The 23,293-nt window shown below is 64.2% G+C and carries 26 protein-coding genes; 11 read left to right on the top strand and 15 right to left on the bottom strand.

The genetic code is table 11. The annotated features are described in order from the left end of the window. Positions 1 to 66 precede the first annotated feature (66 nt). From VF34_RS22090 to VF34_RS22105, 4 genes are all read right to left on the bottom strand, one after another. The gene (locus VF34_RS22090) at positions 67 to 1,590 is read right to left on the bottom strand and encodes a trypsin-like peptidase domain-containing protein (protein ID WP_080733202.1); all 1,524 of its coding nucleotides are present in this window, start codon (positions 1,588 to 1,590) and stop codon (positions 67 to 69) included. A 100-nt stretch (positions 1,591 to 1,690) separates the two neighbouring features. Continuing rightward, entirely contained in the window at positions 1,691 to 3,085 is a 1,395-nt protein-coding gene (locus VF34_RS22095; RefSeq protein ID WP_230595145.1) for a HAMP domain-containing sensor histidine kinase, read from the bottom strand. A 56-nt stretch (positions 3,086 to 3,141) separates the two neighbouring features. Further along, on the bottom strand, positions 3,142 to 3,828 hold the full coding sequence (locus tag VF34_RS22100) for a response regulator transcription factor (RefSeq protein ID WP_027496041.1): 687 nt from the start codon (positions 3,826 to 3,828) through the stop codon (positions 3,142 to 3,144). 76 nt (positions 3,829 to 3,904) lie between these two features. After that, positions 3,905 to 4,519 (bottom strand): trimeric intracellular cation channel family protein, encoded by a 615-nt coding sequence (locus VF34_RS22105; RefSeq protein WP_032373042.1) that lies wholly within the window; start codon positions 4,517 to 4,519, stop codon positions 3,905 to 3,907. A 114-nt stretch (positions 4,520 to 4,633) separates the two neighbouring features. Between VF34_RS22105 and VF34_RS22110 the strand changes: the two genes are divergently transcribed. Beyond that, complete coding sequence (locus VF34_RS22110) at positions 4,634 to 4,915, top strand: PASTA domain-containing protein (RefSeq protein ID WP_032373043.1); 282 nt, start codon at positions 4,634 to 4,636, stop codon at positions 4,913 to 4,915. Here the strand turns inward: VF34_RS22110 and VF34_RS22115 are convergent. Then, positions 4,912 to 5,340 carry a VOC family protein gene (locus VF34_RS22115; protein WP_032373044.1) on the bottom strand — a complete coding sequence of 143 codons (429 nt, stop codon included), beginning with the start codon at positions 5,338 to 5,340 and terminating at the stop codon, positions 4,912 to 4,914. The genes VF34_RS22110 and VF34_RS22115 overlap by 4 nt on opposite strands. A gap of 78 nt (positions 5,341 to 5,418) precedes the next feature. Between VF34_RS22115 and VF34_RS22120 the strand changes: the two genes are divergently transcribed. Further along, positions 5,419 to 6,435 (top strand): magnesium and cobalt transport protein CorA, encoded by a 1,017-nt coding sequence (locus tag VF34_RS22120; RefSeq protein WP_027496037.1) that lies wholly within the window; start codon positions 5,419 to 5,421, stop codon positions 6,433 to 6,435. A 64-nt stretch (positions 6,436 to 6,499) separates the two neighbouring features. On the opposite strand, the gene VF34_RS22125 is transcribed toward VF34_RS22120, so the two are convergent. Then, positions 6,500 to 8,218, bottom strand: coding sequence for a metallophosphoesterase (locus VF34_RS22125; protein ID WP_032373045.1), 1,719 nt, complete (start codon positions 8,216 to 8,218; stop codon positions 6,500 to 6,502). Between the two features lie 444 nt (positions 8,219 to 8,662). Here VF34_RS22125 and VF34_RS22130 point away from each other — a divergent pair, with 444 nt between their 5' ends. Beyond that, on the top strand, positions 8,663 to 8,959 hold the full coding sequence (locus VF34_RS22130) for a hypothetical protein (protein ID WP_032373046.1): 297 nt from the start codon (positions 8,663 to 8,665) through the stop codon (positions 8,957 to 8,959). Between the two features lie 88 nt (positions 8,960 to 9,047). Here the strand turns inward: VF34_RS22130 and VF34_RS22135 are convergent, their stop codons facing one another. The 5 genes from VF34_RS22135 to mrf form a co-directional block, all read right to left on the bottom strand. Continuing rightward, positions 9,048 to 10,229, bottom strand: coding sequence for an RtcB family protein (locus tag VF34_RS22135; protein ID WP_032373047.1), 1,182 nt, complete (start codon positions 10,227 to 10,229; stop codon positions 9,048 to 9,050). 315 nt (positions 10,230 to 10,544) lie between these two features. Beyond that, positions 10,545 to 11,609: a VIT1/CCC1 transporter family protein gene (locus VF34_RS22140; protein ID WP_032373048.1), complete on the bottom strand. Its 1,065-nt coding sequence runs from the start codon at positions 11,607 to 11,609 to the stop codon at positions 10,545 to 10,547. Between the two features lie 77 nt (positions 11,610 to 11,686). Further along, positions 11,687 to 11,854 carry a 50S ribosomal protein L32 gene (gene rpmF, locus VF34_RS24800; RefSeq protein ID WP_027496033.1) on the bottom strand — a complete coding sequence of 56 codons (168 nt, stop codon included), beginning with the start codon at positions 11,852 to 11,854 and terminating at the stop codon, positions 11,687 to 11,689. A 3-nt stretch (positions 11,855 to 11,857) separates the two neighbouring features. Then, a complete protein-coding gene (locus VF34_RS22145; protein WP_032365913.1) occupies positions 11,858 to 12,118 on the bottom strand; it encodes a type B 50S ribosomal protein L31 in 261 nt (86 codons plus the stop codon). After that, positions 12,115 to 13,347 carry a ribosome hibernation factor-recruiting GTPase MRF gene (gene mrf, locus VF34_RS22150; RefSeq protein ID WP_032373129.1) on the bottom strand — a complete coding sequence of 411 codons (1,233 nt, stop codon included), beginning with the start codon at positions 13,345 to 13,347 and terminating at the stop codon, positions 12,115 to 12,117. The genes VF34_RS22145 and mrf overlap by 4 nt, the downstream gene beginning before the upstream one ends. Before the next feature lie 137 nt (positions 13,348 to 13,484). Between mrf and rpmB the strand changes: the two genes are divergently transcribed. The 7 genes from rpmB to VF34_RS22185 all read left to right on the top strand — a co-directional run bounded on the left by rpmB (position 13,485) and on the right by VF34_RS22185 (position 16,582). Then, complete coding sequence (gene rpmB, locus VF34_RS22155) at positions 13,485 to 13,721, top strand: 50S ribosomal protein L28 (protein ID WP_032365915.1); 237 nt, start codon at positions 13,485 to 13,487, stop codon at positions 13,719 to 13,721. Next, positions 13,718 to 13,888, top strand: a complete 171-nt coding sequence (gene rpmG / locus VF34_RS22160) for a 50S ribosomal protein L33 (RefSeq protein WP_170944568.1) — start codon at positions 13,718 to 13,720, stop codon at positions 13,886 to 13,888. Before rpmB ends, rpmG begins: the two co-directional genes overlap by 4 nt. Positions 13,889 to 13,891: 3 nt before the next feature. Beyond that, positions 13,892 to 14,197, top strand: coding sequence for a 30S ribosomal protein S14 (gene rpsN / locus VF34_RS22165; protein ID WP_027496028.1), 306 nt, complete (start codon positions 13,892 to 13,894; stop codon positions 14,195 to 14,197). Positions 14,198 to 14,211: 14 nt separating this feature from the next. Continuing rightward, positions 14,212 to 14,466: a 30S ribosomal protein S18 gene (rpsR, locus tag VF34_RS22170; protein ID WP_008719028.1), complete on the top strand. Its 255-nt coding sequence runs from the start codon at positions 14,212 to 14,214 to the stop codon at positions 14,464 to 14,466. An 80-nt stretch (positions 14,467 to 14,546) separates the two neighbouring features. Next, positions 14,547 to 15,473, top strand: a complete 927-nt coding sequence (locus tag VF34_RS22175; protein WP_032373049.1) for an AEC family transporter — start codon at positions 14,547 to 14,549, stop codon at positions 15,471 to 15,473. Between the two features lie 46 nt (positions 15,474 to 15,519). Further along, on the top strand, positions 15,520 to 15,984 hold the full coding sequence (locus tag VF34_RS22180) for a hypothetical protein (RefSeq protein WP_027496026.1): 465 nt from the start codon (positions 15,520 to 15,522) through the stop codon (positions 15,982 to 15,984). 25 nt (positions 15,985 to 16,009) lie between these two features. Further along, positions 16,010 to 16,582 carry a DUF1707 SHOCT-like domain-containing protein gene (locus VF34_RS22185; RefSeq protein WP_032407587.1) on the top strand — a complete coding sequence of 191 codons (573 nt, stop codon included), beginning with the start codon at positions 16,010 to 16,012 and terminating at the stop codon, positions 16,580 to 16,582. Here VF34_RS22185 and VF34_RS22190 read toward each other — a convergent pair whose 3' ends face one another. Both VF34_RS22190 and VF34_RS22195 read right to left on the bottom strand, forming a co-directional pair. Then, positions 16,583 to 18,529, bottom strand: coding sequence for a vWA domain-containing protein (locus VF34_RS22190; protein ID WP_032388655.1), 1,947 nt, complete (start codon positions 18,527 to 18,529; stop codon positions 16,583 to 16,585). Continuing rightward, positions 18,529 to 19,914 (bottom strand): sigma 54-interacting transcriptional regulator, encoded by a 1,386-nt coding sequence (locus tag VF34_RS22195; protein WP_032373052.1) that lies wholly within the window; start codon positions 19,912 to 19,914, stop codon positions 18,529 to 18,531. Before VF34_RS22195 ends, VF34_RS22190 begins: the two co-directional genes overlap by 1 nt. Before the next feature lie 227 nt (positions 19,915 to 20,141). Between VF34_RS22195 and VF34_RS22200 the strand changes: the two genes are divergently transcribed. Then, positions 20,142 to 21,005 carry a DUF559 domain-containing protein gene (locus VF34_RS22200; protein ID WP_032373053.1) on the top strand — a complete coding sequence of 288 codons (864 nt, stop codon included), beginning with the start codon at positions 20,142 to 20,144 and terminating at the stop codon, positions 21,003 to 21,005. Between the two features lie 67 nt (positions 21,006 to 21,072). Here the strand turns inward: VF34_RS22200 and purH are convergent, their stop codons facing one another. Together purH and purN are read right to left on the bottom strand one after the other, a co-directional pair. Continuing rightward, a complete protein-coding gene (gene purH, locus VF34_RS22205; protein WP_032365922.1) occupies positions 21,073 to 22,629 on the bottom strand; it encodes a bifunctional phosphoribosylaminoimidazolecarboxamide formyltransferase/IMP cyclohydrolase in 1,557 nt (518 codons plus the stop codon). Continuing rightward, positions 22,626 to 23,240, bottom strand: coding sequence for a phosphoribosylglycinamide formyltransferase (purN, locus tag VF34_RS22210; protein WP_032365923.1), 615 nt, complete (start codon positions 23,238 to 23,240; stop codon positions 22,626 to 22,628). The genes purH and purN overlap by 4 nt, the downstream gene beginning before the upstream one ends. Between the last annotated feature and the right edge of the window lie 53 nt (positions 23,241 to 23,293).

The following is a 23,293-nucleotide window of genomic DNA, read 5'->3' on the forward strand; positions in this document are numbered from 1 at the left end:
CCGTACCCGGCTCACGCTGTGCGTAAATAGTTGCAATGGTGCCGTGCCTGCCGGCTTCCCTGAGCATCAGCGACCGCCCGGGAACGACGGGATCTGCAGTGAAGGAACCTGCGCAGCCGGTGCCGCAGCCGGCTCGGCCGTGCCCAGCGTCACGTCGACGGTCTTCTCGCTGCCGCCGTCCGTGTAGGTGATCTTCACCGAATCGCCGGGTGCGTGCGAACGCACGGCGGCGATCAACGCGTCACCACTGGCAACGATCCGATCGTCGACCTTGGTGATGACCGCGCCCTTCGGAATGCCTGCCGACGCAGCCGGGCCACCCTCGGTGACCTCGACGACGGTTGCGCCGTTGGCATCGTCCTTGGACGGCACCTGCACACCGATCATCGCTTGGGTGGCCTTGCCGGTGGTGGTCAGCTCGTCGGCGATCCGCTTGGCCTGATCGACCGGGATCGCGAATCCGAGACCGATCGAGCCGCTCTGTGCGCCGGAGCCCTCACTGCCGCCCAGAGTGGCGATGGCGGTGTTGATGCCGATCAGTTGGCCATCGGTATTGACGAGAGCGCCGCCGGAGTTGCCGGGGTTGATGGCCGCGTCGGTCTGAATGGCGTCGATCACCGAGTTCTGGTTGCCGGACTCACCGGACGTCGATACCGGGCGGTTGAGTGAGGAAACGATGCCGGTGGTGACCGTTCCGGCGAGACCGAGAGGCGAGCCGATGGCGACGACCTGCTGGCCGACCTCGAGGTTGGACGAGCTGCCCAACTCGATCGGGGTCAGATTCGTCTTTCCTTCGGCCTTGATGACGGCCATGTCCGAGACCGAGTCCGCACCGACGATGGTGGCGTCGGCCACCGACCCGTCGGCGAACGCGACGGTCAGTTTGCCGTTGGCCCCTGCGCCGGTGGCGACGTGGTTGTTCGTCAGGATCAGGCCGTCACTGCTGAGGATGACGCCGGAGCCCTCACCTTCCTGCTGTGAGCCCTTCACCTGAATCTGCACGACACTCGGCAGCACCTTGTTCGCGACGGCCTGAACGGAACCGTCGGGGAAGTTGGCGGCCGGTTGCGCGGCGGTGATCGGCGAGTTCAGCGAATTGGTGACACCGGCGTTGTTGCCGTTGGCGTTGTTGGTCGCGATGGCACCGACCGCGCCGCCGATTCCGCCGCCCACGAGGACAAGAGCAATCGCTCCGGCCACCAGAGCGGAACGGCCCGGCCGGGACTTGACGGTGCCCGATGCCGAATGAGGCTGCGGCGCAACCTGTTGGGGCTGCGCATGCTGACCGGGGTTGTGTTGACCGGCCTGCGAGTCGCCGTGCTGACCGTAGGGGCCGTAGCCGGGCTGGTACTGATTCTGCCCGTAGCCCGCGTACTGCTGTGGGTAGCTCTGCTGGGGGTGCGCCTGCTGCGGCGGGAATTGATGCGTCGGATTCTGCTGAGCCGGCTGCTGCTGGGTGGGCTGGTGTTGGGTGGGCTGGTGCTGAGTCGAGGGATCGTGCTCGCCGCCGTGTGAAGCCCGGTCCGCAGGATGATGCTGTGCACCGGCATCCCGTCCGGGCTGTTCTGGTTCGTTACGGTCGTCGCTCATCGCTGTTGCTTCCTTCGATAGAGACCTCGGCTTCGAGGTCGCCCGCCTTCTTGCTACTCACTGTGCAGGGCGGTACTGAGAGCGCGCTGAGACTCGCCTATCAGTTTGCCGAGAGTGTCTCGGGGTCCGCGGCACCCTCACCGGGCAACACGATTCGAATGAGAGCTCCACCCCGCTCGGACACCTCGACGGCAATCGTGCCGCCGTGTTTGACGACCACCTGCCGCACGATGGCAAGTCCCAGACCGGATCCGGGCATGGAACGCGATGCCGTCGAGCGATAGAAGCGCTCGAAGACGAGTTCGCGGTCTTCCTCCGGAATGCCGGGGCCCGCATCGTCCACTGTCAGCTCGAGCAGGCCGTCACCGATCTGCCGCATGGCAACTCGCACTTCTCCGCCACTGGGGCTCCACTTGGCCGCGTTGTCGAGCACATTGAGCACTGCCCTCGACAGGCCCGCCTGATCTCCGTAGACGAACCACGGCATGAGCGTGGCATCGAAGTCGATCTCGTTGCGGCGACGGCGAGCTCGTTCGAGGCTGCGCTCGACGGCATCGGCCAGATCGACCCGCTCGAACACCGTCTCGGGTGCGTCCTCGCGTGCAAGATCCACCAGATCACCTACCAGCGTGGACAATTCCTGAATTTGAGCTACCACGTCGGTTCGCAGCTCGGCCATGTCCTCGTCGGGAATGGACGGTGCACCCGGACGTCCCGCCGCGATCAACAGTTCCATGTTGGTGCGCAGCGACGTCAGCGGCGTGCGAAGTTCGTGCCCGGCGTCGGCGACCAATCTGCTCTGCCTGCCGCGAGATTCGGCCAAGGCTCGGAGCATCGTGTTGAAACTCTCGGTCAATCGGGCCAATTCGTCGTCGCCGGTCACCGGAATCGGCGTCAGATCGTCGGTACGCGCCACCCGCTCTGCGGCCGCGGTCAATCGTGCAATCGGCCGTAACCCGGTGCGCGCCACGGCCATGCCGGCACCCGCCGCCAACACCACACCGCACGCACCGACGACCAGTAGAACCCACGCCAATCGATCCAGCACTTCCCCGGTGGGCAGCAGTCGCTGCGCCACGATCAGGGTGCTGCCGTCCTTGGTGCGCAGCGCGAGCACTCGCTGATCGTCGAGTGTGCGCAGCGACGAGGCCTGCTCTCCGCGCACCACAGCAAGTTCCGAATCGCCGACGGGCACCTTGGGTCCGGGCGGATTGTAACTGGTCATGTCGGGGTAGATCAACGCCACACTGACGTCGGTGCTGTACAACGTGGCACCGGCCACGAACCGTGGGTCGTAGGACACCAGGTCCGATTCCGCCAATGCCGATGCGCGAGAACGCAACTGGGTGTCCACGTCGCCGTACAACGCGCGCGAGACCACGGTGTAGGCCGCAATGGCCATGACGGCCACCGCGATCGCCACGACGGACGCAGCCAACAGCGTCACCCGCCACCGCAACGACACCGATCTCGTCAACGGCGTCGGTGGCCGCATCGGCGGAGGCGGAAGTGCGCCGCCGTCGGGCGTCTTGCGCCCGAACGAACTGCCTATCACGGGGGCGTCTCGCGCAGGACGTATCCGACACCGCGAACGGTATGGATCAGTCGCGACTCCCCTTCGGCCTCGGTCTTGCGCCGCAGATACCCGACGTACACCTCGAGCGCGTTGCCGGAAGTCGGGAAGTCGTAGCCCCAGACCTCTTCGAGAATGCGACTTCTGGTGAGCACTCGGCGCGGATTGGTCATGAGCATCTCGAGCAACGAGAACTCGGTCCTGGTGAGGCTGATCGAACGCTCGCCGCGCGAGACCTCACGGGTGACCGGGTCCAGCGACAGGTCCGCGAACGTCATGGTCTCCGAGTCGATGCCGGCTTCCATAGCTGTGCGCCGCAACAATGCCCGCAGCCGAGCCAGGAGCTCCTCGAGCGCGAACGGCTTGGGCAGGTAGTCGTCTGCACCGGCGTCGAGACCGGCTACGCGCTCGGACACCGAATCACGCGCCGTCAGCACCAGGATCGGCAGGTCGTCGCCCACGCTGCGCAATCGCCGACACACCTCGAGGCCGTCGAGACGCGGCATCATCACATCGAGCACCAACGCATCGGGACGCGCCGCAGCTACCTGTTCCAGGGCATCGAGGCCGTCGACCGCCAGGTCCACGGTGTACCCGTTGAACGTGAGCGACCTGCGCAGCGATTCGCGCACCGCTCGATCGTCGTCGACCACCAGTATCCGCATCGGTACAGTTTGTCCTGGTCGACTGAGACACGGCTGAGAGGGGTGGTCGGTCGGTACGCGCACCGGCAGTCGAAGCTCACAACGTAGGTAGGTTCCGAGCCTGGGGCAGGTTCCATTTACGCCACAGGGCCAGCAATCTCAGGCCGGTCGCCAGTACCGTCCCCGCGACCAACCCGACGTTCTCCGGCAGGGTGAGCGCCTCGGCCACCACGACGGCCGTCGCACCGAGCAGCGCAGGTAGGGCATACAGGTCGCGGTGCAGCAGCAGGGGAACGTCGTTGACGAGGACGTCCCGGATGACGCCACCGGCCACGGCCGTCGTCGTCCCGATCAGCGCTCCCGATAGGGCGCTACCGCCGACACCCAAGGCGATCGTCGCGCCGGTCGACGCGAACAGGCCCATCCCGAACGCGTCGAGCACGAGCACGCCTCGGCGCACCTTGCCCATCTGCCGATGCGCGACGAACACCACCAGCGAGGCGAAGAAGCCGACGGTGACGTTCGGCCAGGTGTCCAGTGACGTCGGTGGATGGATACCGAGCAGCAGATCGCGAACGATGCCGCCCCCGATACCCGTCGTGATTCCGACGACGCAGACCCCGAACAGGTCGAGTCGTCGATGTACGCCGACCAAGGCACCGGACGCCGCGAAGACTGCGATACCGATGTATCCGAGGAGGTCGAGAAGCACCGAACGAGCATGTCATGCGACTGACAGCAGCTTCACAGCAACATCGAAACGGCGTCACAGCCTTCGGGAGCACGGTTGCGTTGTCATACAGGGCCGACGAGTAAGGACGAAGACATGGGCATCGGATTCAAGAAGACGATCGCCACCCTCGCGGTGGCTGGGGCACTCACTCTCGGCGGCGGTGCCATCGCCGACGCAGCGCCCGACCGCGCGACGCTTCCCGCAGTGTCCGGACTGACCGAATCGGACGCGGAGCAGGCATTGTCGGATGCAGGCTTCTCCGACGTGAACAGTGACTACGACCGTCCTGACGCGACGGTTGTCGGAACCAACTTTCAAGCCGGCGACAAGGTCAGTGAGAACGCCTCCCTTCTACTGATAGTCGGTGCCGGCTAAGTCAGCCGAACCGTCCCGTCGTCGTCGACGCGCCAACCGGGGTTGTGGCAGATTTCCCAGATGACTCCGTTGGGGTCGGCGATGTGGGCGTGATAGCCACCGAACGATGTCCGCTCCGGTGCCTTGATCGGTGTCGCGCCGGCCGCGAGAGTGGCCGCGAACATCGCGTCGACGGCCGCCGCGTCGTCGACGTTGTGCGCCAACGTGACCGAGCCGAGATCGTGTTCGCGCGGCGGCCGTCCCAGATCCCCGTCGAACGCGGTGGCGTCGTACAGACCGAGCACCGCACCGGGCCCGATCTGGAAGAACAGAATCTCGCCAGGAACGTCGAGCAACGGCGTCCACCCCAGGCCGTCGCAATAGAACGTTCGAGCGGCATCGAGATCCGCAGTGGCCAGAGTGGTGAAATGAACTTGCTGCTGCATCGCCCCATTGTTTCAGGCGATAGTCTCGGTCGGGTGCCGTCCGGCACATTAGAAGTTCTCGAACCGAGGTGACCCGAAGTGCCGATCGTCGACAATGCCGTCTATGTCGAGGGAAAGCGGACCGCGAATCCGGAGAGTCTCGACATCACGTTCGAGTGCATGCGTGACCGCCACGGTATGGCGTGGATCGGCCTGTACCGTCCCGAGATCAGCGAAATCAACGCAGTAGCAACGGAATTCGGGCTGCACCGACTCGCCGTCGAGGATGCCATCGCGGCGCATCAGCGGCCGAAGCTCGAACGCTACGCCGAGCAATTGTTCGTCGTTCTGCGACCCGCGCGGTACATAGACGAGACCGAAAAGGTCGAATTCGGTGAATTGCACATTTTTCTCGGAGCCGATTTCGTCGTCACGATCCGCCACGCCGAATCACCCGAACTCGGTCTCGTCCGACATCGACTGGAGGAATCGCCCGAGTTGCTCGCGCTCGGGCCCGAGGCCATCCTGTACGGAATCCTCGACCAGGTGGTCGACGAGTACGTCCCGGTGGTGAAGGGACTGCAGACCGACATCGACGAAATCGAGGATCAGCTGTTCACCGGCGATCCCAGCGTATCGAGGCGCATCTACTCACTGCTGCGTGAGGTGTCCGAATTCGACCGTGCGGCAAAACCTCTGGTGGAGATGATCGAATCCCTCAAGCGCGGGTCCGACAAGTATCACGTCGATGTCGAGCTGCAACGAAACCTTCGGGACGTGTTGGACCACGCAATTCGCATCTCCGACCGCATCGAATCGTTCCGATCCAACCTGCAGAACGCGATGACGGTGCACTCCACCATGGTGGCGCAGCAGCAGAACGAAGAGATGCGGAACATGACGCAGGTCAGCCTCGAGCAGAACGAACAGGTCAAACGAATCTCGTCCTGGGGCGCAATCCTGTTCGCGCCGTCGCTCATCGCCGCGATCTACGGCATGAACTTCGAGGACATGCCGGAACTGAAGTGGCACTTGGGTTATCCGCTGGCGCTGGTCGCCATGGTGATCTGCTCCAGCGCGCTCTACGTGGTGTTCAAACGTCAGAAGTGGCTGTAGAGCGGCTGCGCCGCACGTGAGTGGAAGTTCGTAGCAGGGGTCGAAGTTCCACTCACATGGGCACTCAGGAGGAACCGAAGATCGGGCCCACCGGGATATCGCGCTCGAAGGTGAGGCGATCGAATTCGTTGCCGTATTCGTCGATCGCTCCGATGGACATCGCGCTGGCCTTGATGCCCGGAATACCCGGCACCACATCGACTCTCACGAACGAGTAGTTCAGGAATCTCACTCGCGACCACGTGATCGACTCCGCCGACTTGGTGCCGTCGGGCGCCCAGACGTAGCTGTTCGGAACAGCCGTGTCCGGCAATTCGTGGCCCCGGTAGCTGACGCCCTCGCCGTCCTGGAACGTGTAACGCGGACGACCACCCCCGCCGACGGTGTAGTACACGGTGCCGTCGGTCTTTCCGCGAACCGTGGCGTTGTCGCCGGCGACCCGCGTCGCACGGTTGGAGCGGATCGGATCGGTGCGCTCGAACACGTGGTTGTGCGCCTGGAGCACCACGTCGACCTCGTACTTGTCGAACAGCGATACCCACGCGTCGCGTACGCCGCCGTCGCTCGCGTGCGTCGAGGTGGTCGAGTAGGCGCAGTGATGGAAGAAGCAGACGATGAAGTCGATGTTCGGGTCCGCCCGATACTTGGCGAGAGTCTGCTCCACCCAGGTGTTCTGGGCTCCGCCGCTGTAGCCGGTGTTGGCTTTGATCTCGTAGCTGACGTCGTTCGCGTCGAGCGAGAGCACCGCGGTGTTGCCGTACACGAACGAATATGCCGACGGGCAGCCTTTCGGCCCGGTGCTCGGTTGATCGAGACGTGCCGCGTGGCCGCCGTATCCGTTGGGGCTGTACAGCGCCTCCATGTCGTGGTTGCCGGTGGCAAACAACCACGGTGTCGTCGACGCGCTGGCCTCGATCGCCTGGAAGTAGCCGTCCCAGACGAAGGGATTGAACTTGTCGAATCCCTTCGGCGGCGTCTTGCCGTGGCCGGCGAACTGCGGTGGCAGACCGGCACCCGACGGGTCCGCGTAGGCGATATCGCCGGCGAGAATGTGGAAGTCCGGACGCGACGCCTCGATCTGGCGATTGATGTTGCGCGCGTGCTTGACCGACGGTTCGTTGTCGGCCTTGTAGTACAGGTCGTCGTAATCACCGGCCACCAGACCGGCTGGCTGCGAAGGGGTTTCGTCGACGCCCTGGTCCCCCATCATGGTGAAGCGGAACGGAGCGATGCGTCCGGTCGGCAGCGCCGGAGATGCGCTGCGGATGTCGCTGACGAAACCGTCCGCGGTACGCCATCGGTAATAGTGCGGCAGCTTGGGCGTCAGATTGTCGACGGGCACGTGCACGTAGTACTGCTCGGCCGACAGGATGCCGCCATCGGTCTGCGGAACCTGGCTGACGAGGTTGCGCACCTCGGCGGAGGTCGTGGCTCCCAACGCAGGCGTCGGGCCGTGATCGAGGAAGACACCGGTGATGCCGGGATTACGGGAAAGCTGAGCGGAGAATCGCAACTGCGTCGCCGGGTCGTTGCCGAAGCCCATGTGTCGACCGGCCACCGCCAGCGGGGCGTCCTGCGCATAGGCGGTGCGCGTGAACGCCGAATTACCGACGCCCACCGCGGCTGCCGTGGCTGCGGCACCGACCAGGAAGTTGCGTCGACTCACCGGGTGCCGCCGCAGGAACGACCGATGCCAGTCGTGTTGCTCGGCCATCGTCATGTTCTCGGCGAGCGTCCCCGGAATTCCGGTCGCGACGGTCTCGCCTGCGGGATTGAGCGTCATGAATCGATGGTGACCGCCGAGCCCCCTCGGACGCTGAACAGCAGAGCACATTGCAGGTGAACAGACGGAGAACAGCGAGGCACAACAGGACGAACGGGGACAATCCCGTCGAGAAGGAAGGCCCCACCGGACCAAGGGCAACGGCGGTTCAGAAAGGCCGCAACCTCACGCAACACTGCGGTAAAGATCGGTAGATATCCAGCCACACGAGCGCCAGTCAGAGCTCTTGAGATATCCGAGTGGATAATCGCGACAATTTGCTTGCCCATTCAGTGGACAACCAGCGCGCCGATGGCCGTACGCACTGCTACTGTGAGCACGAAACTTGAGGTCAGCGCCCGTTGGCTGAAGTTCGACGTGAGTTATACACCTCCGGTGATTGCACGCGCCCCTGTGGCTGCAGCCAGTCAGCGGGAGCCAACAGTTGAAAACCGAGGAGATGTCATGTTGAAGAAGTCGTTGACCGTAGCTGCACTGTCCATTGCCTGTGCGCTCGGATTCGCCCCGCTGGCGCAGGCCGCCGATGTGCCCGATTTCAAGGACAAGATCGAGGGCAAGTCGATCTCCGCCGCGCGAGCAATCATCAAGGACAGCGGCAACCTGATGCTGGTCAAGCTCGACGGCCCCATCAACGATTGCGCACTCGCAGATCGCACAGCAACTGCCCTGCGCTCGGTGTACTTCGCGCCCATCGACCGCAGCAACGTGACCATCACCTTCTCGTGCCCCGAAGAGGAGTGAGTCTTCTCCTCCCCTGAACGACACGAAGGACGCGCACCGAGAGTGATCTCGGTGCGCGTCCTTCGTCGTTCAACAGGGCCCTGCACCCTCAGGTCCCCTTGACGTTGAGAATCTGGCGTAGCTCGTGCTCGACGCTCACCAGGTCGCGGGCGTCCTCCATCACGACGTCGATGGACTTGTAGGCGTCGGGAATCTCGTCGATGAAGTCTGCACTGTCGCGAAACTCGATCCCCTTCATCCGCTCCTGCAGGTTCTCGTGGGTGAACCGCTTCCTGGCCTCGGTCCGAGAGAACTGCCGACCGGCACCGTGAGGAGCCGAGCACAGGCCGGCCTTGGAACCCTTACCGGCGACCACGTACGAACGCGTCCCCATCGACCCCGGGATGATCGCCTTCACACCCTCGTGTGCGTCGATTGCACCCTTACGGGTGAGCCAGACGTCCTTGCCGAAGTGCGTTTCCTTCACCGTGTAGTTGTGATGGCAATTGATTCGCTCGACTTCGCGATGGTCGTCCGTTCCCATCCACTCGGCGAACACCGCGCCGAACCGGTCCATCATCTCGGCCCGGTTCAGGTACGCGAACCGCTGCGCCCACTTCAGATCTCTGATGTACTGCGCGAATTCAGTCGAGCTCTCGGGCAGGTACGCGAGATCTTTGTTGGGCAACGAAATCCACCATTGGGCACACAATCGCTGCGCAATCGCGATGTGCTTCTTCGCGATCTTGTTCCCCACGCCCCTCGACCCACTGTGCAGAAACAGCCACACTCGATCGGTCTCGTCGAGGCACAACTCGGCAAAGTGATTGCCGCCGCCTAACGAACCGAGCTGCTCCCGCCACTGCGGTGAGTGGTTCAGCTCTACACCGTCCCTGGCCGCCAACTCCTCGAGTTCGAGCAGCTTTGGCGCAGTGAACTGCCATCGATCGACACCGACGTTGTAGTTGCCGGGCGAGAGGGGGATGCTGGCCTCGATGGCGAGTCGCAAATCCTTCAGGTTCCGTCCGTCGAGGTCATCGAGTGTGAATTCTGTTCGAACACCGATCATTCCGCAGCCGATGTCGACACCGACGGCAGCCGGAATGACAGCACCCAACGTCGGAATGACTGTTCCTACAGCACTTCCCATGCCGCTGTGCGCGTCGGGCATCAACGCGACGTGCGGATGCACGAACGGCATCGATGCTGTTTCGCGGGCCTGCTCGAGTGTCTTGTCCTCGAGTTGTGACGCCCAGTTGAGCAGCCGTAAGCCCACCTTGTTCGGGGGCATGATGTTCCTTTCTGCCCCCTCGGCGAGAGAGAGCTATTCGATGGGTCGCTGTTTGCCGGTGAGAGCAGCACACAGCTCGGATGAATATGCGCGCAGCACAATGCTCGGACGGACTCTCGTGTCGAGAGCCGCGCAGGGCAGACAAGTGGCGCGCATGGCGATGACCCTATCGAGCTGAAAGTCTCCGACGCGAGCTAATTAATTCGACCGTGAGGATGGGAGACGGGACAGAATGCACAGAAGTGCGCCGCTCAGAAGGGATCCCGTCGAGGTACGTCGCATTTGTGCATTCCTGCCCAGAACGCAGAGCGGAACCTACACTCCCCCACCGAATGCGAGTCCCAGTAGATACGTCGCCCCGGCCGCGCCGTATCCGATGGCGAGTTGTCGCAGTGCACGTTTGACGGGCGGACCGCCGCTGAGCAGTCCGACGATCAGGCCCGTACAGATCAGCGCCAGTCCGACGAGCACCGCAGCAACGGCAAGGGCCACATAGCCTTCGAGACCGAACAGGTACGGCAACACCGGGATGACGGCACCGGAGGCGAAGAAGCAGAAGCTCGCTGCGGCGGCACCGAGTCCGGTTCCGATGGATTCGTGCTCGTCGATGTCGGTGGCCGGTTCTTCGACGGCGGGGAGCAGTCGGATGATGTCCGCGGCTTTCGCGTCGGCTTCCTCGTGGGTCATTCCGCGAGCGCGGTAGACGAGTGCGAGTTCGTTGGCGTCGACGTCGAGGTGTTGAACGGCCTCATTTGCGGCGCTGTCGGGCGACGACGCCTCGAGCAGCTCGCGTTGCGAGCGCACCGAGACGTATTCGCCTGCTCCCATCGACAGCGCACCGGCAAGCAGGCCGGCCAGTCCGGTGACCAACACGATCTGGTTGGACACCCCGGATCCGCTGATGCCGAGCACCAGGGCGAGGTTGCTCACCAAGCCGTCGTTGGCACCGAACACCGCGGCGCGGAAGGTTCCCGAGAGCCGATTACGGCCGCGGGCAGCCAAAGCCCGGATGACCTCGGCGTGAATTTGCTCGTCGGCCGTCATTGCGTCCGTTGCGTCGGCGTCGGTCGCGTAGGGCGAGCGGGTCTCGGCGCGTTGCGCGAGGGCGAGCACGAACACCGATCCGAAGCGGCGCGCCAGCACGCCGAGGATCCGGGTACGAATGTCGCCTTTGAGTGGCATCCCGACGCGATCGCCGAGCAGATTGCGCCAATGCTGTTCGTGGCGGCCTTCCGCGTCGGCCAACTCGAGCAGAATGTCGCGTTCCTCACCGCTGCGCCTACCCGCCAGGTCGCGATAGACGGCGGCCTCGGCCCGCTCGTCGGCGAGGTACTGCCGCCATCGCTTGACGTCCTTCGACGAAGGTTCCGTTCCGTCCATCGAGCAAACGTACCGGGCTCCGCCCTCGTGCGCGTTGTGCGTACCTGGAAGGGCGCACAACGCGCACGAGCGGGGGGTCAGCTCGGGTCGTACACCCCGGCCTGGACCGCTTTGACCAACCTGCGCGGCACTCTGAACTCGCGGCCCTGAAAACGCACGGTCACGAGATCCGGGGCGACGGCTTTCCACTGTGCCCGTCGGCTACGCGTGTTGGAACGCGACATTTTTCTCTTCGGAACAGCCATGTCTCACGCCTCCTTTCGGCTTCGACGGCCGTAGCGCTTCTCGAACTTCTCGACGCGTCCCTGGGTGTCCATGACGCGTGTCGCCCCGGTCCAGAAGGGATGCGACTCGGACGAGACGTCGACGACGATCAGGGGGTAGGTGTTGCCGTCTTCCCACTCGGTCTCGCGGGCGGACGTGACGGTGGATCGAGTGAGGAACTTGTTCCCGGTGCTCGAGTCCTGGAACACCACCGGATGGTAATCGGGGTGGATGCCTGGCTTCATTCTGTTGCCTCTCGTGACTGGTCTGCGTACGGGGATTCGCTGCTCTCGCAGGGGTCTTCGTGCCACTGGCCGAACGGGTCGGTCCACGTGGCCCACTGAGCGGGATCGGTCATCTCGTCGTCGGACACCAACGCCCACTGCAGAGTTCGGTCGATCTCGGTGGGGTCGGCCTGGTGTACCAAGATCACCAAGGACGTGTCTCGATCGCCGAACTGCTCGTCCCACCGCAGCGCAGCCATCGCTCGCCTGGTTGTGTCGACGCGATCCTGTTCCACCGGAGTCATTGCCGCAAGCCACTTTCCGGCACTCGCCACCCGTAGTCCGCCGCCGGCCGATTCGATCCAGAGCGCTTCGTCGGGTTGCGTGGCCACCCACGCCCGTCCGCGGGCGGTGACGACGCCGTCGAGCAACACGTCGATGGCCTCGTGCAGTCGTTCGGGATGGAACGGCCGAGTTGCGGTGAACTCCACGAGTGCGACTCCGCAGTCGACGGACAAGGGCGGCTGGCCGCGCAACAGCGGAGAGTGGGCGTCGGTGATCTCACCGCGCCGGGCATCGAAGGGAACGGACGCGAGAACTGCTGGGCCGTCGACCATCGAGTCCTGAGAAACCCAGACGACGGGTGCGTTCGGTGCCAACCGCGCGAGGACAGCCGCGAGCCTGGCACGCTCCCAGGCGTCGATTTCGGGACCTGCGGTGACGACGAGCGAGTCGGAGTAGTCCACCTGGCCTACTACCAGCTGCGCGACGGTTCGATCGTCGTCACCGCTGGCGACGATGCCGCGGTCGGCCAAGGTGTCGTCGCCGGTGGCGTCGGCCAACCAGGTTGCCGCGTCGAGGCAGCCGATCACGGCCTCGATACGTACGTCCCTCGAGGCCGGTCCGTCGATCTGCCCCACCACGTCGGCGACGATGACGTTGTCCACCGCCCAGCACAACGCCTCGGGCTCGAGAGCAGGGTCCAGTACGAGCACGATGCGATCGACACTGCTGCGGGTCGACAGTGCACGTAGCAGCGGCAGCAGGTCCTCGCGCAGCGTGCAGGAGACACAGCCGTGCGCCAGTTCCAAGATCGTCTCGCGCGGGTTCTCACCCAGGACGAACAACGTTCGGCGTACGACGCCCTCGGTGACGCGGCTCAGGTCGTGGCGGACTGCGACAGTTCCCGGCGCGAGCAGCGATGTCACGACAGCGTCCATGGCTCCGGTCCAGCCGGAGACGAGGACCATCGGGGTTCGATCGTCCGGTGATGTGTTCACGAGCACCTTTCTTCTCGACAACGATTGTCATTCTCTGAAGATGCACGCTACATTCGCTTGAACGCTTTGTCGAAAACGATTGTCATAACAGCAAGAAAGGAGTGCTCATGTCAGCGCACTGCCAAGTCACCGGCCGCACCCCCAGCTTCGGAAAGTCGGTCTCGCACTCCCACGTGCGCACCAGCCGCAGGTGGGATCCCAACATCCAGCGCAAGACCTACTACGCCCCCAGCCTCGGACGCCGCGTCACCCTCACGCTCTCGGCCAAGGGCATCAAGACCATCGACCGCGACGGCATCGACGCCGTGGTGGCCAAGATCCGCGCACGTGGGGAGAAGATCTGATGGGCAAGAGCACCGACGTCCGGCCCATCGTCAAACTGAAGTCGACCGCGGGTACCGGCTACACCTACGTCACCCGCAAGAACCGCCGCAACGACCCGGACCGACTGGTCATGAAGAAATACGACCCGGTCGTGCGCAAGCACGTCGATTTCCGAGAGGAGCGCTGATCGGTGGCCAAGAAATCGAAGATCGCGAAGAACGAGCAACGCAAGGTCGTCGTCGCCCGCTGGGCAACGCGTCGCGCAGAGCTCAAGGAGATCATTCGCAAGCCCTCGAGCAGCGATTCCGAGCGCGCGGAGGCCCAGGCGGCACTGCAGCGTCTGCCACGCGATTCGAGTCCGGTACGATTGCGCAATCGTGACGCTGCGGATGGACGTCCGCGCGGTTACCTACGGAAATTCGGGCTGTCCCGCGTGAAGATGCGCGAGATGGCTCACCGCGGGGAGCTGCCAGGCGTCCACAAGTCGAGCTGGTAAGGGAAAAGGTAGAGATGGCAGTCAAGAGAGCACCGTCGAAGAAGGTCCGCGCAGAGGCGGGTCGTCGACCGAAGAAGAACCCGTTGAACGCCGCCAAGGTCACCACGGTGGACTACAAGGACATCAACCTTCTTCGTCAGTTCATTTCCGACCGCGGCAAGATCCGTAGCCGCCGGGTCACCGGGCTCACCCCGCAGCAGCAGCGCCAGGTCGCTGTCGCAGTGAAGAACGCTCGTGAAATGGCATTGCTGCCGTTCACCAGCCGCTGAATCAGCTTTCGAGAAAGGCCACGTAGCCCTGGGCTACGTGGCCTTTCTGTCGTTCCTAGCAAGAAACGAGCAGTTCTACGATGTCCGGCGTTCTCGAAGGCTTCACCGTCATCTTCGTCGTCATCGCATTGGGCTACCTGCTCGCCCATCTGAAAATTCTCGGCGAACACGGCCAATTCGTTCTGAGCCGACTGGTCTTCTTCGTGGCGACGCCGTCACTGCTGTTCATCACGTTGGCCAGGTCGGATCTGTCGGTCATCCTGTCCCCCGTACTGGCCGTCGCCGGTTCCACTGCGCTACTCGTCGGGGCCATCTACTTCGTCATCGCGAAGCTCGCGCTGAAACGCGCCGTGCCCGACGCGACCGTCGGCGCACTCGCGAGCTCCTACGTCAATGCCGCGAACCTCGGTATCCCGATCGCTGTGTTCGTGCTGGGCGACGCCAACTTCGTCGCACCCCTGCTGCTGTTCCAGATCATGATCTACACGCCGATCGCGGTGACCGTCCTCGACATCTCCACCAAGATCGACGAGGTCTCACTGTTCAAGACGATCACGACGCCGTTCCGAAACCCGATCGTGCTGGCCGGGGCTGCGGGTCTCGTACTGTCGATCACCGGATTCGAGCTCCCCGAGGCGCTCATGCAGCCGTTCCAACTCGTCGGCAACCTGTCCGTTCCGGGTGCACTGCTCGCGTTCGGACTGTCGCTGTACGGCGCGCGGGTGCTGCAGAAGGGCATCAGCCCGCGACGGGACGTGGCTCTGGCGACCCTGTTCAAGATGGCGCTGCAGCCCCTGCTCGGGTATCTGATGGCCCGATTCGTCTTCGGCCTCGACGGGCACGACCTGTTCGCCATCGTCGTCGTCTCGGCACTGCCCACAGCGCAGAACGTCTTCGTCTTCGCGAGCCGTTACCAGCGAGGGGTCGTTCTGGGCCGCGACACGGCATTCGTCACGACCCTGGTCTCGATTCCCGTCATCGCACTCGTCACGGTGCTGCTGGCATGAGACGAACACAAAGGTTCTCCTCAGCTCCCAGCGCTACTTTGGGTTCATGAGGTTTCTCGCTGCAGGTGTCATGCTGTGCCTGCTCTTGGCCGGCTGCAGCACCGCCGCCGGTGACGACGACGAGACGACACCGACAACGAACTCCACCACCCCCATCGGGTTCGTCCAGCAACCCAGCGCGCCGCCCGTCCCCCACGAGGTTCCCGTCGGCGACGTCGGCACGATGTTCGAGTCGACCCCGGATCTGATCCGCGCGACGACCACTCCGTTCGAGTCGTGGAGCCAGGTGTCCCCCAACACCATCGCGGTGCACTTCGTCACCGGCACGCCCGAGTGCTACGGAGCCGACGCGACGGTGACCGAGACCGATACGGCCGTCACGATCGAACTGCGTACCGGGACCAGACCGGACGCCGAGGACAAGTCCTGCATCATGGTTGCCGTCTACGCCACCATGCAGATCACGCTGGCGTCGCCGCTGGGTCATCGCGCAATCCTGAATGCGGCCTGACCCGGTCGCCGGTAATGTCCGACCGGTGAGCGACCAACTACCCGACCGAAATCGAAGTACGGTGCGCGCTGCCGATGCCGATCGCAACCTCGTGGCGCAGCTGCTGAGCGACGCGTTCGCCAACGGTCAACTGACCGTCACCGAGTACGACGAGCGGACGGCCGCGGCGTACCGAGCGAAGACCTACGGCGACTTGGACCTGTTGACCGACGATCTGGCCCTCACCCCACCTCCGCAGACAACGCAGACCGGTGCGCCCCAGACCGATCGGGCCATCGCGATCATGAGCGGCTCGGTTCGCAAAGGCGAATGGACCGTCGCCGCACGCATCGACGCCCTCGCCTTCTGGGGCGGAGTGGAACTCGACCTACGCCGAGCGACGTTCTCGGCCCAGGAAACCACGATCAACTGCGTCGCGATCATGGGCGGCATCGAGATCACAGTGCCGCCCGGCATCGGCGTCGAGGTCCGCGGCACCGGGATCATGGGCGGATTCGAGCACGTCAGCGCCACGCACCCCGGTGCGCCCCGGGTGGTCATCACCGGACTCGCCTTCTGGGGCGGAGTCTCGGTGGACATCAAGGCAGCAGAGAAGTGACTACGACCGTCGACGCTTGAGGTAGTCGCTCACCACTGCAGCACCCAATCCGTCCAGATCCGGCGCGATGACCCTGCCGCCGACCCGTTCGGCCATCTTGTCCACCACCCGGGCCAGACCGGGATCGTCACCGAGACGGAAAATCGTCACCTGCGCACCGAGTTTCGCGACGGTATCGAGCTCGCGCACCGTCAACCCCAACGTCTTCGACGACGGCGGGTAATCGAAATACGCATGGCCGTCCGGCTCGAGATGAGCCGTCGGCTCACCGTCGGTGACGATCAAGACCACCGGCTGTGCATTGGGATGACGACGCAGATGCCGCACTGCGAGCATCAACGCGTGATGCAGATTGGTGCCCTGATCGTAGGCACCGTCCAACCCCGCCAGCTCCGAGGCGGTCAATGTCTGTGCGTGCCTGCCGAATCCGATGAGTTGTAGGTCGTCCCCGCGAAAACGAGTACTCACCAGGTGATTGAGAGCCAGTGCGGTGCGCTTCATCGGCACCCAGCGGCCGTCCATCACCATCGAGAACGACGTGTCGACCAACAACGCAACCGCAGCCTGCGTCCGAGTCTCGGTCTCGCTGATCTCCACATCGGTCACCTGTAGCTGCACCGGAAAGCCCGATCCTTGTGCAGCTGAACGCAGTACCGCGTTGTTGACCGTGCGGGTCACGTCCCACGGTTCGGTGTCGCCGAACTCCCACGCGCGTGACGCTCCCGTGGGCTCGCCCATCGCGCCGGCCTTGCGCGTGTCTCGCTCGCCGCCGCGTCGTGACAGCTTTCCCGCGACATCCTTCAGCGCCGACTGCCCCAATTGACGCATGGCCTTCGGCGACAGACGCCACTGACCGTCGGCACCCTTGTCCATGAAACCCTGCTGCTGCAAGGCCTTTTCGAGCTCCGAGAGCATCCGGGCGTCGGCCGCAGCCTCCGGTCCGAGCTGTTTCAGCAGGGCATCGGCGTCGATATCGTCCAGCGCCGCGCCGTTGTACTGCTGCGAGAGCTGGTTTCCCAGGTTCTCGAGATCGGCAATGTCCTGCAGTGCCCCGGTACCGTCACCGAGGCCCATTCCGTTCTCGCCGCGGAAGTTCTGCGAACCGTCCCAGTCCTCACCGGGCCGGGCCTGCTGCAGATTCTGATCCAGTTGATCGAGCTGATCCAGCAGGTTCGAATCACCGAAGGCCTGCTGGGCCAACGCATCCAACTCGGCTCGCTGCTCGGGAGTCAGAGAGTTCCGTAGTCGCTGCGCGGCGGCAGCCCTTTCCGCCAGTGAATCGAGTAGCTCGTCGACATTCTTCGGATTCTCCGGAAAATGCTGACCGTGCTTGTTCATGAACTCGTCGAACTGCTCGTCGGTGTTCTCGCCCTTGTTGTGGGCGTCGAGCAGTTCGTTGAGGTCCTTCAGCATCTCGCTGATGGCCTGGCGATCCTGCTCGGTGGCACCTTCGAGAGCCTGCTTCATGCCGGCGAATCGCTGATCGAGCATCTCGCGGCCGAGCAGATCCTTGATCTTCTCGTAGTTCTCGCGCCCCTCCGACGAACGCCAGTCGTAATCCGAGAGCTCCTGCACCGCCTGGGCGGTGGACGGCGACAGATCGCCGATCTGCATCTCCTGGAACCTCGCATCGTCGTCGAGGGCACGCGCCAACGCCTTACGCTCCTCGAGCACCGCCTTGTCCAGCAGCTCACGCACTTCCTGCAGCGTGCCGTCGAGGTTGTTCTGCTTCAACAGATCTCGGCGACGCTTGGCGGCCTGGGCCGCGAGGTCGTCGAGCCCGCGCATGTTCTTCGTTCCGCGCCGCAGCATCTCCTGCAACGCCCGGCGAGGCGACGCCCCCTCGAGGACGTCCTCGCCGATCGCATCCAACGCCTCCCGCAGATCGACGGGAGGAGCCAGTGGATCCGGGCCCTCGTGATAGCGCCCGTACCTGGAACGACGCATCAGCTGTACACCGTCTGGCCGTCGTCGTCGGGATCCTTGGAGATTCGCCGCGCGAGGTAGAGACCTTCGAGTGCCAGTTCGACGGCGGCTGCTTTCTCGCCGTCCGAGGTCGCCTTCAACCGCTCGGTGATGTCCCCGATCACGGCCACGTCGGGCAGCTCGTCGAGCAGAGCCTTCGCGGTGATGCGATCGCCGGTGACGATCGGGTCGCCGGTCTCGACGGCCGTCACCAACGCCGCGAGGTTCAGGCCACCCAAGTGTGCCCGGACGGTATCGGCCGTCGCGCGTCGAAGCATGTGTTCGAGGACCTCGATTTCGCGGCCTTCTTCGCCCGACTCGAACTCGACCTTGCCGCGCAGCACCTCGATGATCGTTCCCAGATCCACCGGCCGCGCCACGGCGTCCGCTTCGCCGAGTATCGCGGCGCGGTGAACCGCTGCGGCAGCGATCGTTTCGGCAGCGGCGATCGCGAATCGTGCCGAGACACCGGAGCGCTGGTCGACCGACGGCGATTCGCGCAGCAGTCGAGTGAACCGAGCGAGCACCTCGAGCAGGTATGCCGGGACCTCGGCCTGCAGGTCCGCTTCCTGATCGATGACGGCTACCTCGTCGTCCAGCTCGAGCGGGTAGTGCGTTCTGATCTCGGCACCGAAGCGGTCCTTGAGCGGGGTGATGATGCGTCCGCGATTGGTGTAGTCCTCGGGGTTGGCGCTGGCCACCAACATGACGTCGAGCGGGAGCCGCAGGGTGTAGCCGCGGACCTGAATGTCGCGCTCCTCCATGACGTTGAGCAGCGACACCTGGATGCGCTCGGCGAGGTCGGGAAGTTCGTTGATCGCCACGATGCCGCGGTGACTCCGCGGAACGAGACCGAAGTGAATAGTCTCCGGGTCGCCCAAGCTGCGGCCCTCCGCGACCTTCACCGGATCGACATCGCCGACGAGGTCGGCGACCGAGGTATCCGGGGTGGCGAGCTTCTCTGCGTACCGCTCGCTGCGGTGCCGCCACTCGATGGGCAGGTCGTCGCCCAGTTCCTTCGCTCTGCGAATGCTCGCGGGGGTGATGGGCTCGTACGGATGCTCGCCCAGTTCGGCACCGGCGATCACCGGCACCCACTCGTCGAGCAGCAGATTAAGGGTACGCAGCAGACGCGTCTTGCCCTGCCCACGCTCACCCAACAGAACGACGTCATGACCGGCCAGAATCGCGCGCTCGAATTGCGGCAGCACCGTCGACCCGAAGCCAACGATCCCCGGCCACGGATCTTTGCCGTCACGCAACGCCGTCAGAAGATTTTCGCGGAGCTCTTCCTTGATCGACCGCTGCCGATGTCCGGATGCCTTGAGTTCGCCGAGAGTGGAGATGCCAGGTTTGGTGGAGGTCACTTCTCCACGCTACGAGCGTTTGACGATTGCTGCCATCTAGTCTTCCGCCGAACTCGAAGTTATGGACGAAATCCGGGCGCATTTCGTCCCTAACTTCGAGTTCGGCAAGGTATGCACACCTTCGGCTGACGATCGATCACAGCTGGGTAACTGTGCACAACAATTTTGTTCATCCACAGCCGGCACCTACTCCGCTTTCCGCCCGAATTCGATGCCACAGTGCGTGCATGGACAGCGCACCGTTCGTCGGATCCGAGGCACTGGCGAACGGTCTGGTGACCCGCCAGCAGCTTCGAGGCCACTTTCGACGGATCTATCGCGATGTCTACATCGACCCGGACAGCGAGCTGGACGCACCGACCCGAGCGCGGGCAGCCTGGCTGTACTCGCATGGGAACGCCGTCGTGTCCGGCCTGAGTGCTGCCGCACTCCACGGGTCGAAATGGATCTCCGGCGACGACGACGCCGAACTCCTGTGGGCAGAGCATCGTAAGAAGTTCGACGGCCTTCGCATCGGTTTCGATGAGCTGGCGCCGAACGAGACCGAGACCGTCGACGGTGTGGTCATCACAACAGCGGCGCGCACTGCCTATGACCTCGGCCGTCGCAGACCCTTCGGTACTGCTGTAGCAAGGCTCGACGCACTGTGCCGTGCCACCGGGGTGGGCACCCATGAGATCGGCAGACTCGCTGAGGATCATCGAGGAGCCCGCGGCATCGTTCAGCTGCGCGAGGTGCTCGGCGTTGTGGATCCCGGTGCTGAGTCTCCTCAGGAAACACGCACCAGATTGGCCTTGCTTGCCGCGGGTCTACCGCGACCGCAGACTCAGATAGAAGTGATCGGCCCCGACGGAAAAGTGTTCGCGCGCATCGATATCGGCTGGGCACAGTGGAAAGTTGCGGTCGAGTACGACGGTGAACAGCATTGGGCCGACGAGAAACAACGCGCCTGGGACATCGAGCGCCAGTTCCTTCTCGAGGCACTCGGATGGGTTGTGATCCGAGTCAGCGCCAGGCAGCTTCGCACCGACCCGTGGGGCGTTGCGGCCCGGGTTCGGTACACATTACGTGCTGCCGGTGCGAAGGTCTAGCCGAACTCGAAGTTATGGACGGATTTCTACACAAATCCATCCATAACTTCGAGTTCGGCAGCAACAGCTAGTGCGCGAAGTGCCGCGAACCTGTCAGATACAGTGTCACACCCGCGTCCTGTGCAGCTGCGATCACTTCGTTGTCGCGGACCGAACCACCGGGCTGCACAACGGCTTTGACGCCCGCCGTCATGAGGACCTGCAAGCCGTCGGGGAACGGGAAGAAGGCATCGGAGGACGCGACCGAACCGACGACGCGATCCCCGGCTCGCTGGACTGCCAGGTGGGCGGCGTCGACGCGGTTGACCTGGCCCATTCCGACGCCGACCGACGCGCCGTCGTGAGCGAGCAGAATTGCGTTGGACTTGACGGCTCGTCCTGCGCGCCAAGCGAATTCGAGATCCTTGAGGGTCTGCTCGTCGGCGGGTTCGCCGGCGGCCAGGGTCCAGTTGGCCGGATCGTCGCCGTCGGCGTCGATGACGTCGCGCTGCTGCAGCAGTGCCCCGCCGGAGATCGGCTTGAGTTCGACACCCGACGTGGGCGGCGCTTCTGCGAGCAGAACTCGAATGTTCTTCTTGCGCTGCAGCACTCCCAGTGCACCGTCGGCGTAGGACGGCGCGATGATGACCTCGGTGAAGATCTCGGCGACCTGCTCGGCCATCTCGACGGTGACCTCACGGTTGGCCGCGATGACGCCGCCGTAGGCGCTCACCGGATCGCACGCATGCGCCTTTCGGTGCGCCTCGGCGATGTCGGTGCCGACGGCGATTCCGCACGGGTTTGCGTGCTTGATGATCGCGACGGTGGGCTCCGAGTGATCGAACGCTGCCCGCCAGGCCGCATCCGAATCGGTGAAGTTGTTGTACGACATCTCTTTTCCGTGCAGCTGCTCGGCCTGCGCGATGCCGGCAGCAGCGGAGGAGTCGACGTACAGGGCAGCCTTCTGGTGCGGGTTCTCGCCGTACCGAAGTACTGCGGAGCGGTCCCAGGTGCCGCCGATCCACTCCGGGAAAACGGTCTCGGTGTCGGGGGTCAGGACGCTCGACATCCACGACGCCACTGCGACGTCGTACGCCGCGGTGTGCTGAAATGCCTGCGCGGCAAGAGATGTGCGCTCGGCGAGCGTGAATCCGCCACCGGAGACAGCGGTGAGTACGTCGTCGTACCGACTCGGGTCTACGACAACCGCGACCGACGGGTGATTCTTGGCTGCGGCGCGCACCATCGACGGGCCACCGATGTCGATCTGCTCGACGCATTCGTCGGGTGTCGCACCGCTGGCCACGGTCTCGGTGAACGGGTACAGGTTGACCACGACGAGCTCGAACGCCTCGATGCCAAGCTCATCCAGCTGAGCCAGGTGCTCGGGCTTGCGGGTGTCGGCGAGGACCCCGGCATGGACGCGAGGATGCAGCGTCTTGACGCGACCCTCGAGGGTTTCGGGGAATCCGGTGAGGTCCTCGACCTTGGTGACCGGGATTCCGGCGTCGGCGATCTTGCTCGCCGTCGATCCGGTGGACACCAGAGCGACGCCCGCGGCATGCAAACCGGTCGCAAGTTCGATCAGTCCGGTCTTGTCGTAGACACTGACCAGTGCGCGGCGCACCGCTTTACGTTCACTCATCGGATTATCTGAGCCTTTCGTCCATCGGAGGTGACACCTTTGGCTGCGACCGCTGCGATCACGTCGACCAGCAACCGTCGTTCCACAGTCTTGATGCGTTCGTGCAATGCCGCTTCGTCGTCGCCGTCGAGAACGGGCACGGCTTCCTGAGCCAGGATCGGCCCGGTGTCGACACCGGAATCGACCAGATGCACCGTCGAACCGGTCAGTTTCACGCCGTGGTCCAGCGCGTCTCGAACGGCGTGCGCACCGGGGAACGACGGCAGCAGCGCGGGGTGCGTGTTGACGATTCGGCCGGCGAACGCGTCGAGAAATCGAGGACCGAGGATCTTCATGAACCCTGCGGTGACGATCAGATCGGGCTCGAACCCCAGTGCAGCGTCGGTGAGCGCCTCATCCCAGGCAGACCGATCGGCGAAGTCTCGCAAGCCGATACGAAAATGTGGGATCGCGGCATCGTCGGCATGACTAGCGGCCGCGCACTCTCGATCGACTCCGACGGCCACGATGCGTGCCGGGTAGTCCTCGGCAGTTGTCGCGGCGACGAGCGACTGCAGGAGCGAGCCGGTCCCCGACGCGAGGACGACGACCCGCGCGGGTGTCTCACGCAAGGCAGTCAGCGCACTACTCCTGAGGTATCGAGGGGATCGTTCGAGCCAGCAGA

Origin of the sequence: Rhodococcus sp. PML026 (assembly GCF_000963615.1) — a bacterium.
Lineage (GTDB): Bacteria > Actinomycetota > Actinomycetes > Mycobacteriales > Mycobacteriaceae > Rhodococcoides > Rhodococcoides fascians.

Bases quoted from the DNA above. Each gene is read 5' to 3' on its own strand.
- VF34_RS22090 (WP_080733202.1), bottom strand. From the start codon at position 1,590: ATGAGCGACGACCGTAACGAACCAGAACAGCCCGGACGGGATGCCGGT.
- VF34_RS22095 (WP_230595145.1), bottom strand. From the start codon at position 3,085: ATGCGGCCACCGACGCCGTTGACGAGATCGGTGTCGTTGCGGTGGCGG.
- VF34_RS22100 (WP_027496041.1), bottom strand. From the start codon at position 3,828: ATGCGGATACTGGTGGTCGACGACGATCGAGCGGTGCGCGAATCGCTG.
- VF34_RS22110 (WP_032373043.1), top strand. From the start codon at position 4,634: ATGGGCATCGGATTCAAGAAGACGATCGCCACCCTCGCGGTGGCTGGG.
- VF34_RS22115 (WP_032373044.1), bottom strand. From the start codon at position 5,340: ATGCAGCAGCAAGTTCATTTCACCACTCTGGCCACTGCGGATCTCGAT.
- VF34_RS22125 (WP_032373045.1), bottom strand. From the start codon at position 8,218: ATGACGCTCAATCCCGCAGGCGAGACCGTCGCGACCGGAATTCCGGGG.
- VF34_RS22130 (WP_032373046.1), top strand. From the start codon at position 8,663: ATGTTGAAGAAGTCGTTGACCGTAGCTGCACTGTCCATTGCCTGTGCG.
- VF34_RS22135 (WP_032373047.1), bottom strand. From the start codon at position 10,229: ATGCCCCCGAACAAGGTGGGCTTACGGCTGCTCAACTGGGCGTCACAA.
- VF34_RS22140 (WP_032373048.1), bottom strand. From the start codon at position 11,609: ATGGACGGAACGGAACCTTCGTCGAAGGACGTCAAGCGATGGCGGCAG.
- rpmF (WP_027496033.1), bottom strand. From the start codon at position 11,854: ATGGCTGTTCCGAAGAGAAAAATGTCGCGTTCCAACACGCGTAGCCGA.
- VF34_RS22145 (WP_032365913.1), bottom strand. From the start codon at position 12,118: ATGAAGCCAGGCATCCACCCCGATTACCATCCGGTGGTGTTCCAGGAC.
- mrf (WP_032373129.1), bottom strand. From the start codon at position 13,347: ATGGTCCTCGTCTCCGGCTGGACCGGAGCCATGGACGCTGTCGTGACA.
- rpmB (WP_032365915.1), top strand. From the start codon at position 13,485: ATGTCAGCGCACTGCCAAGTCACCGGCCGCACCCCCAGCTTCGGAAAG.
- rpsR (WP_008719028.1), top strand. From the start codon at position 14,212: ATGGCAGTCAAGAGAGCACCGTCGAAGAAGGTCCGCGCAGAGGCGGGT.
- VF34_RS22175 (WP_032373049.1), top strand. From the start codon at position 14,547: ATGTCCGGCGTTCTCGAAGGCTTCACCGTCATCTTCGTCGTCATCGCA.
- VF34_RS22180 (WP_027496026.1), top strand. From the start codon at position 15,520: ATGAGGTTTCTCGCTGCAGGTGTCATGCTGTGCCTGCTCTTGGCCGGC.
- VF34_RS22190 (WP_032388655.1), bottom strand. From the start codon at position 18,529: ATGCGTCGTTCCAGGTACGGGCGCTATCACGAGGGCCCGGATCCACTG.
- VF34_RS22200 (WP_032373053.1), top strand. From the start codon at position 20,142: ATGGACAGCGCACCGTTCGTCGGATCCGAGGCACTGGCGAACGGTCTG.
- purH (WP_032365922.1), bottom strand. From the start codon at position 22,629: ATGAGTGAACGTAAAGCGGTGCGCCGCGCACTGGTCAGTGTCTACGAC.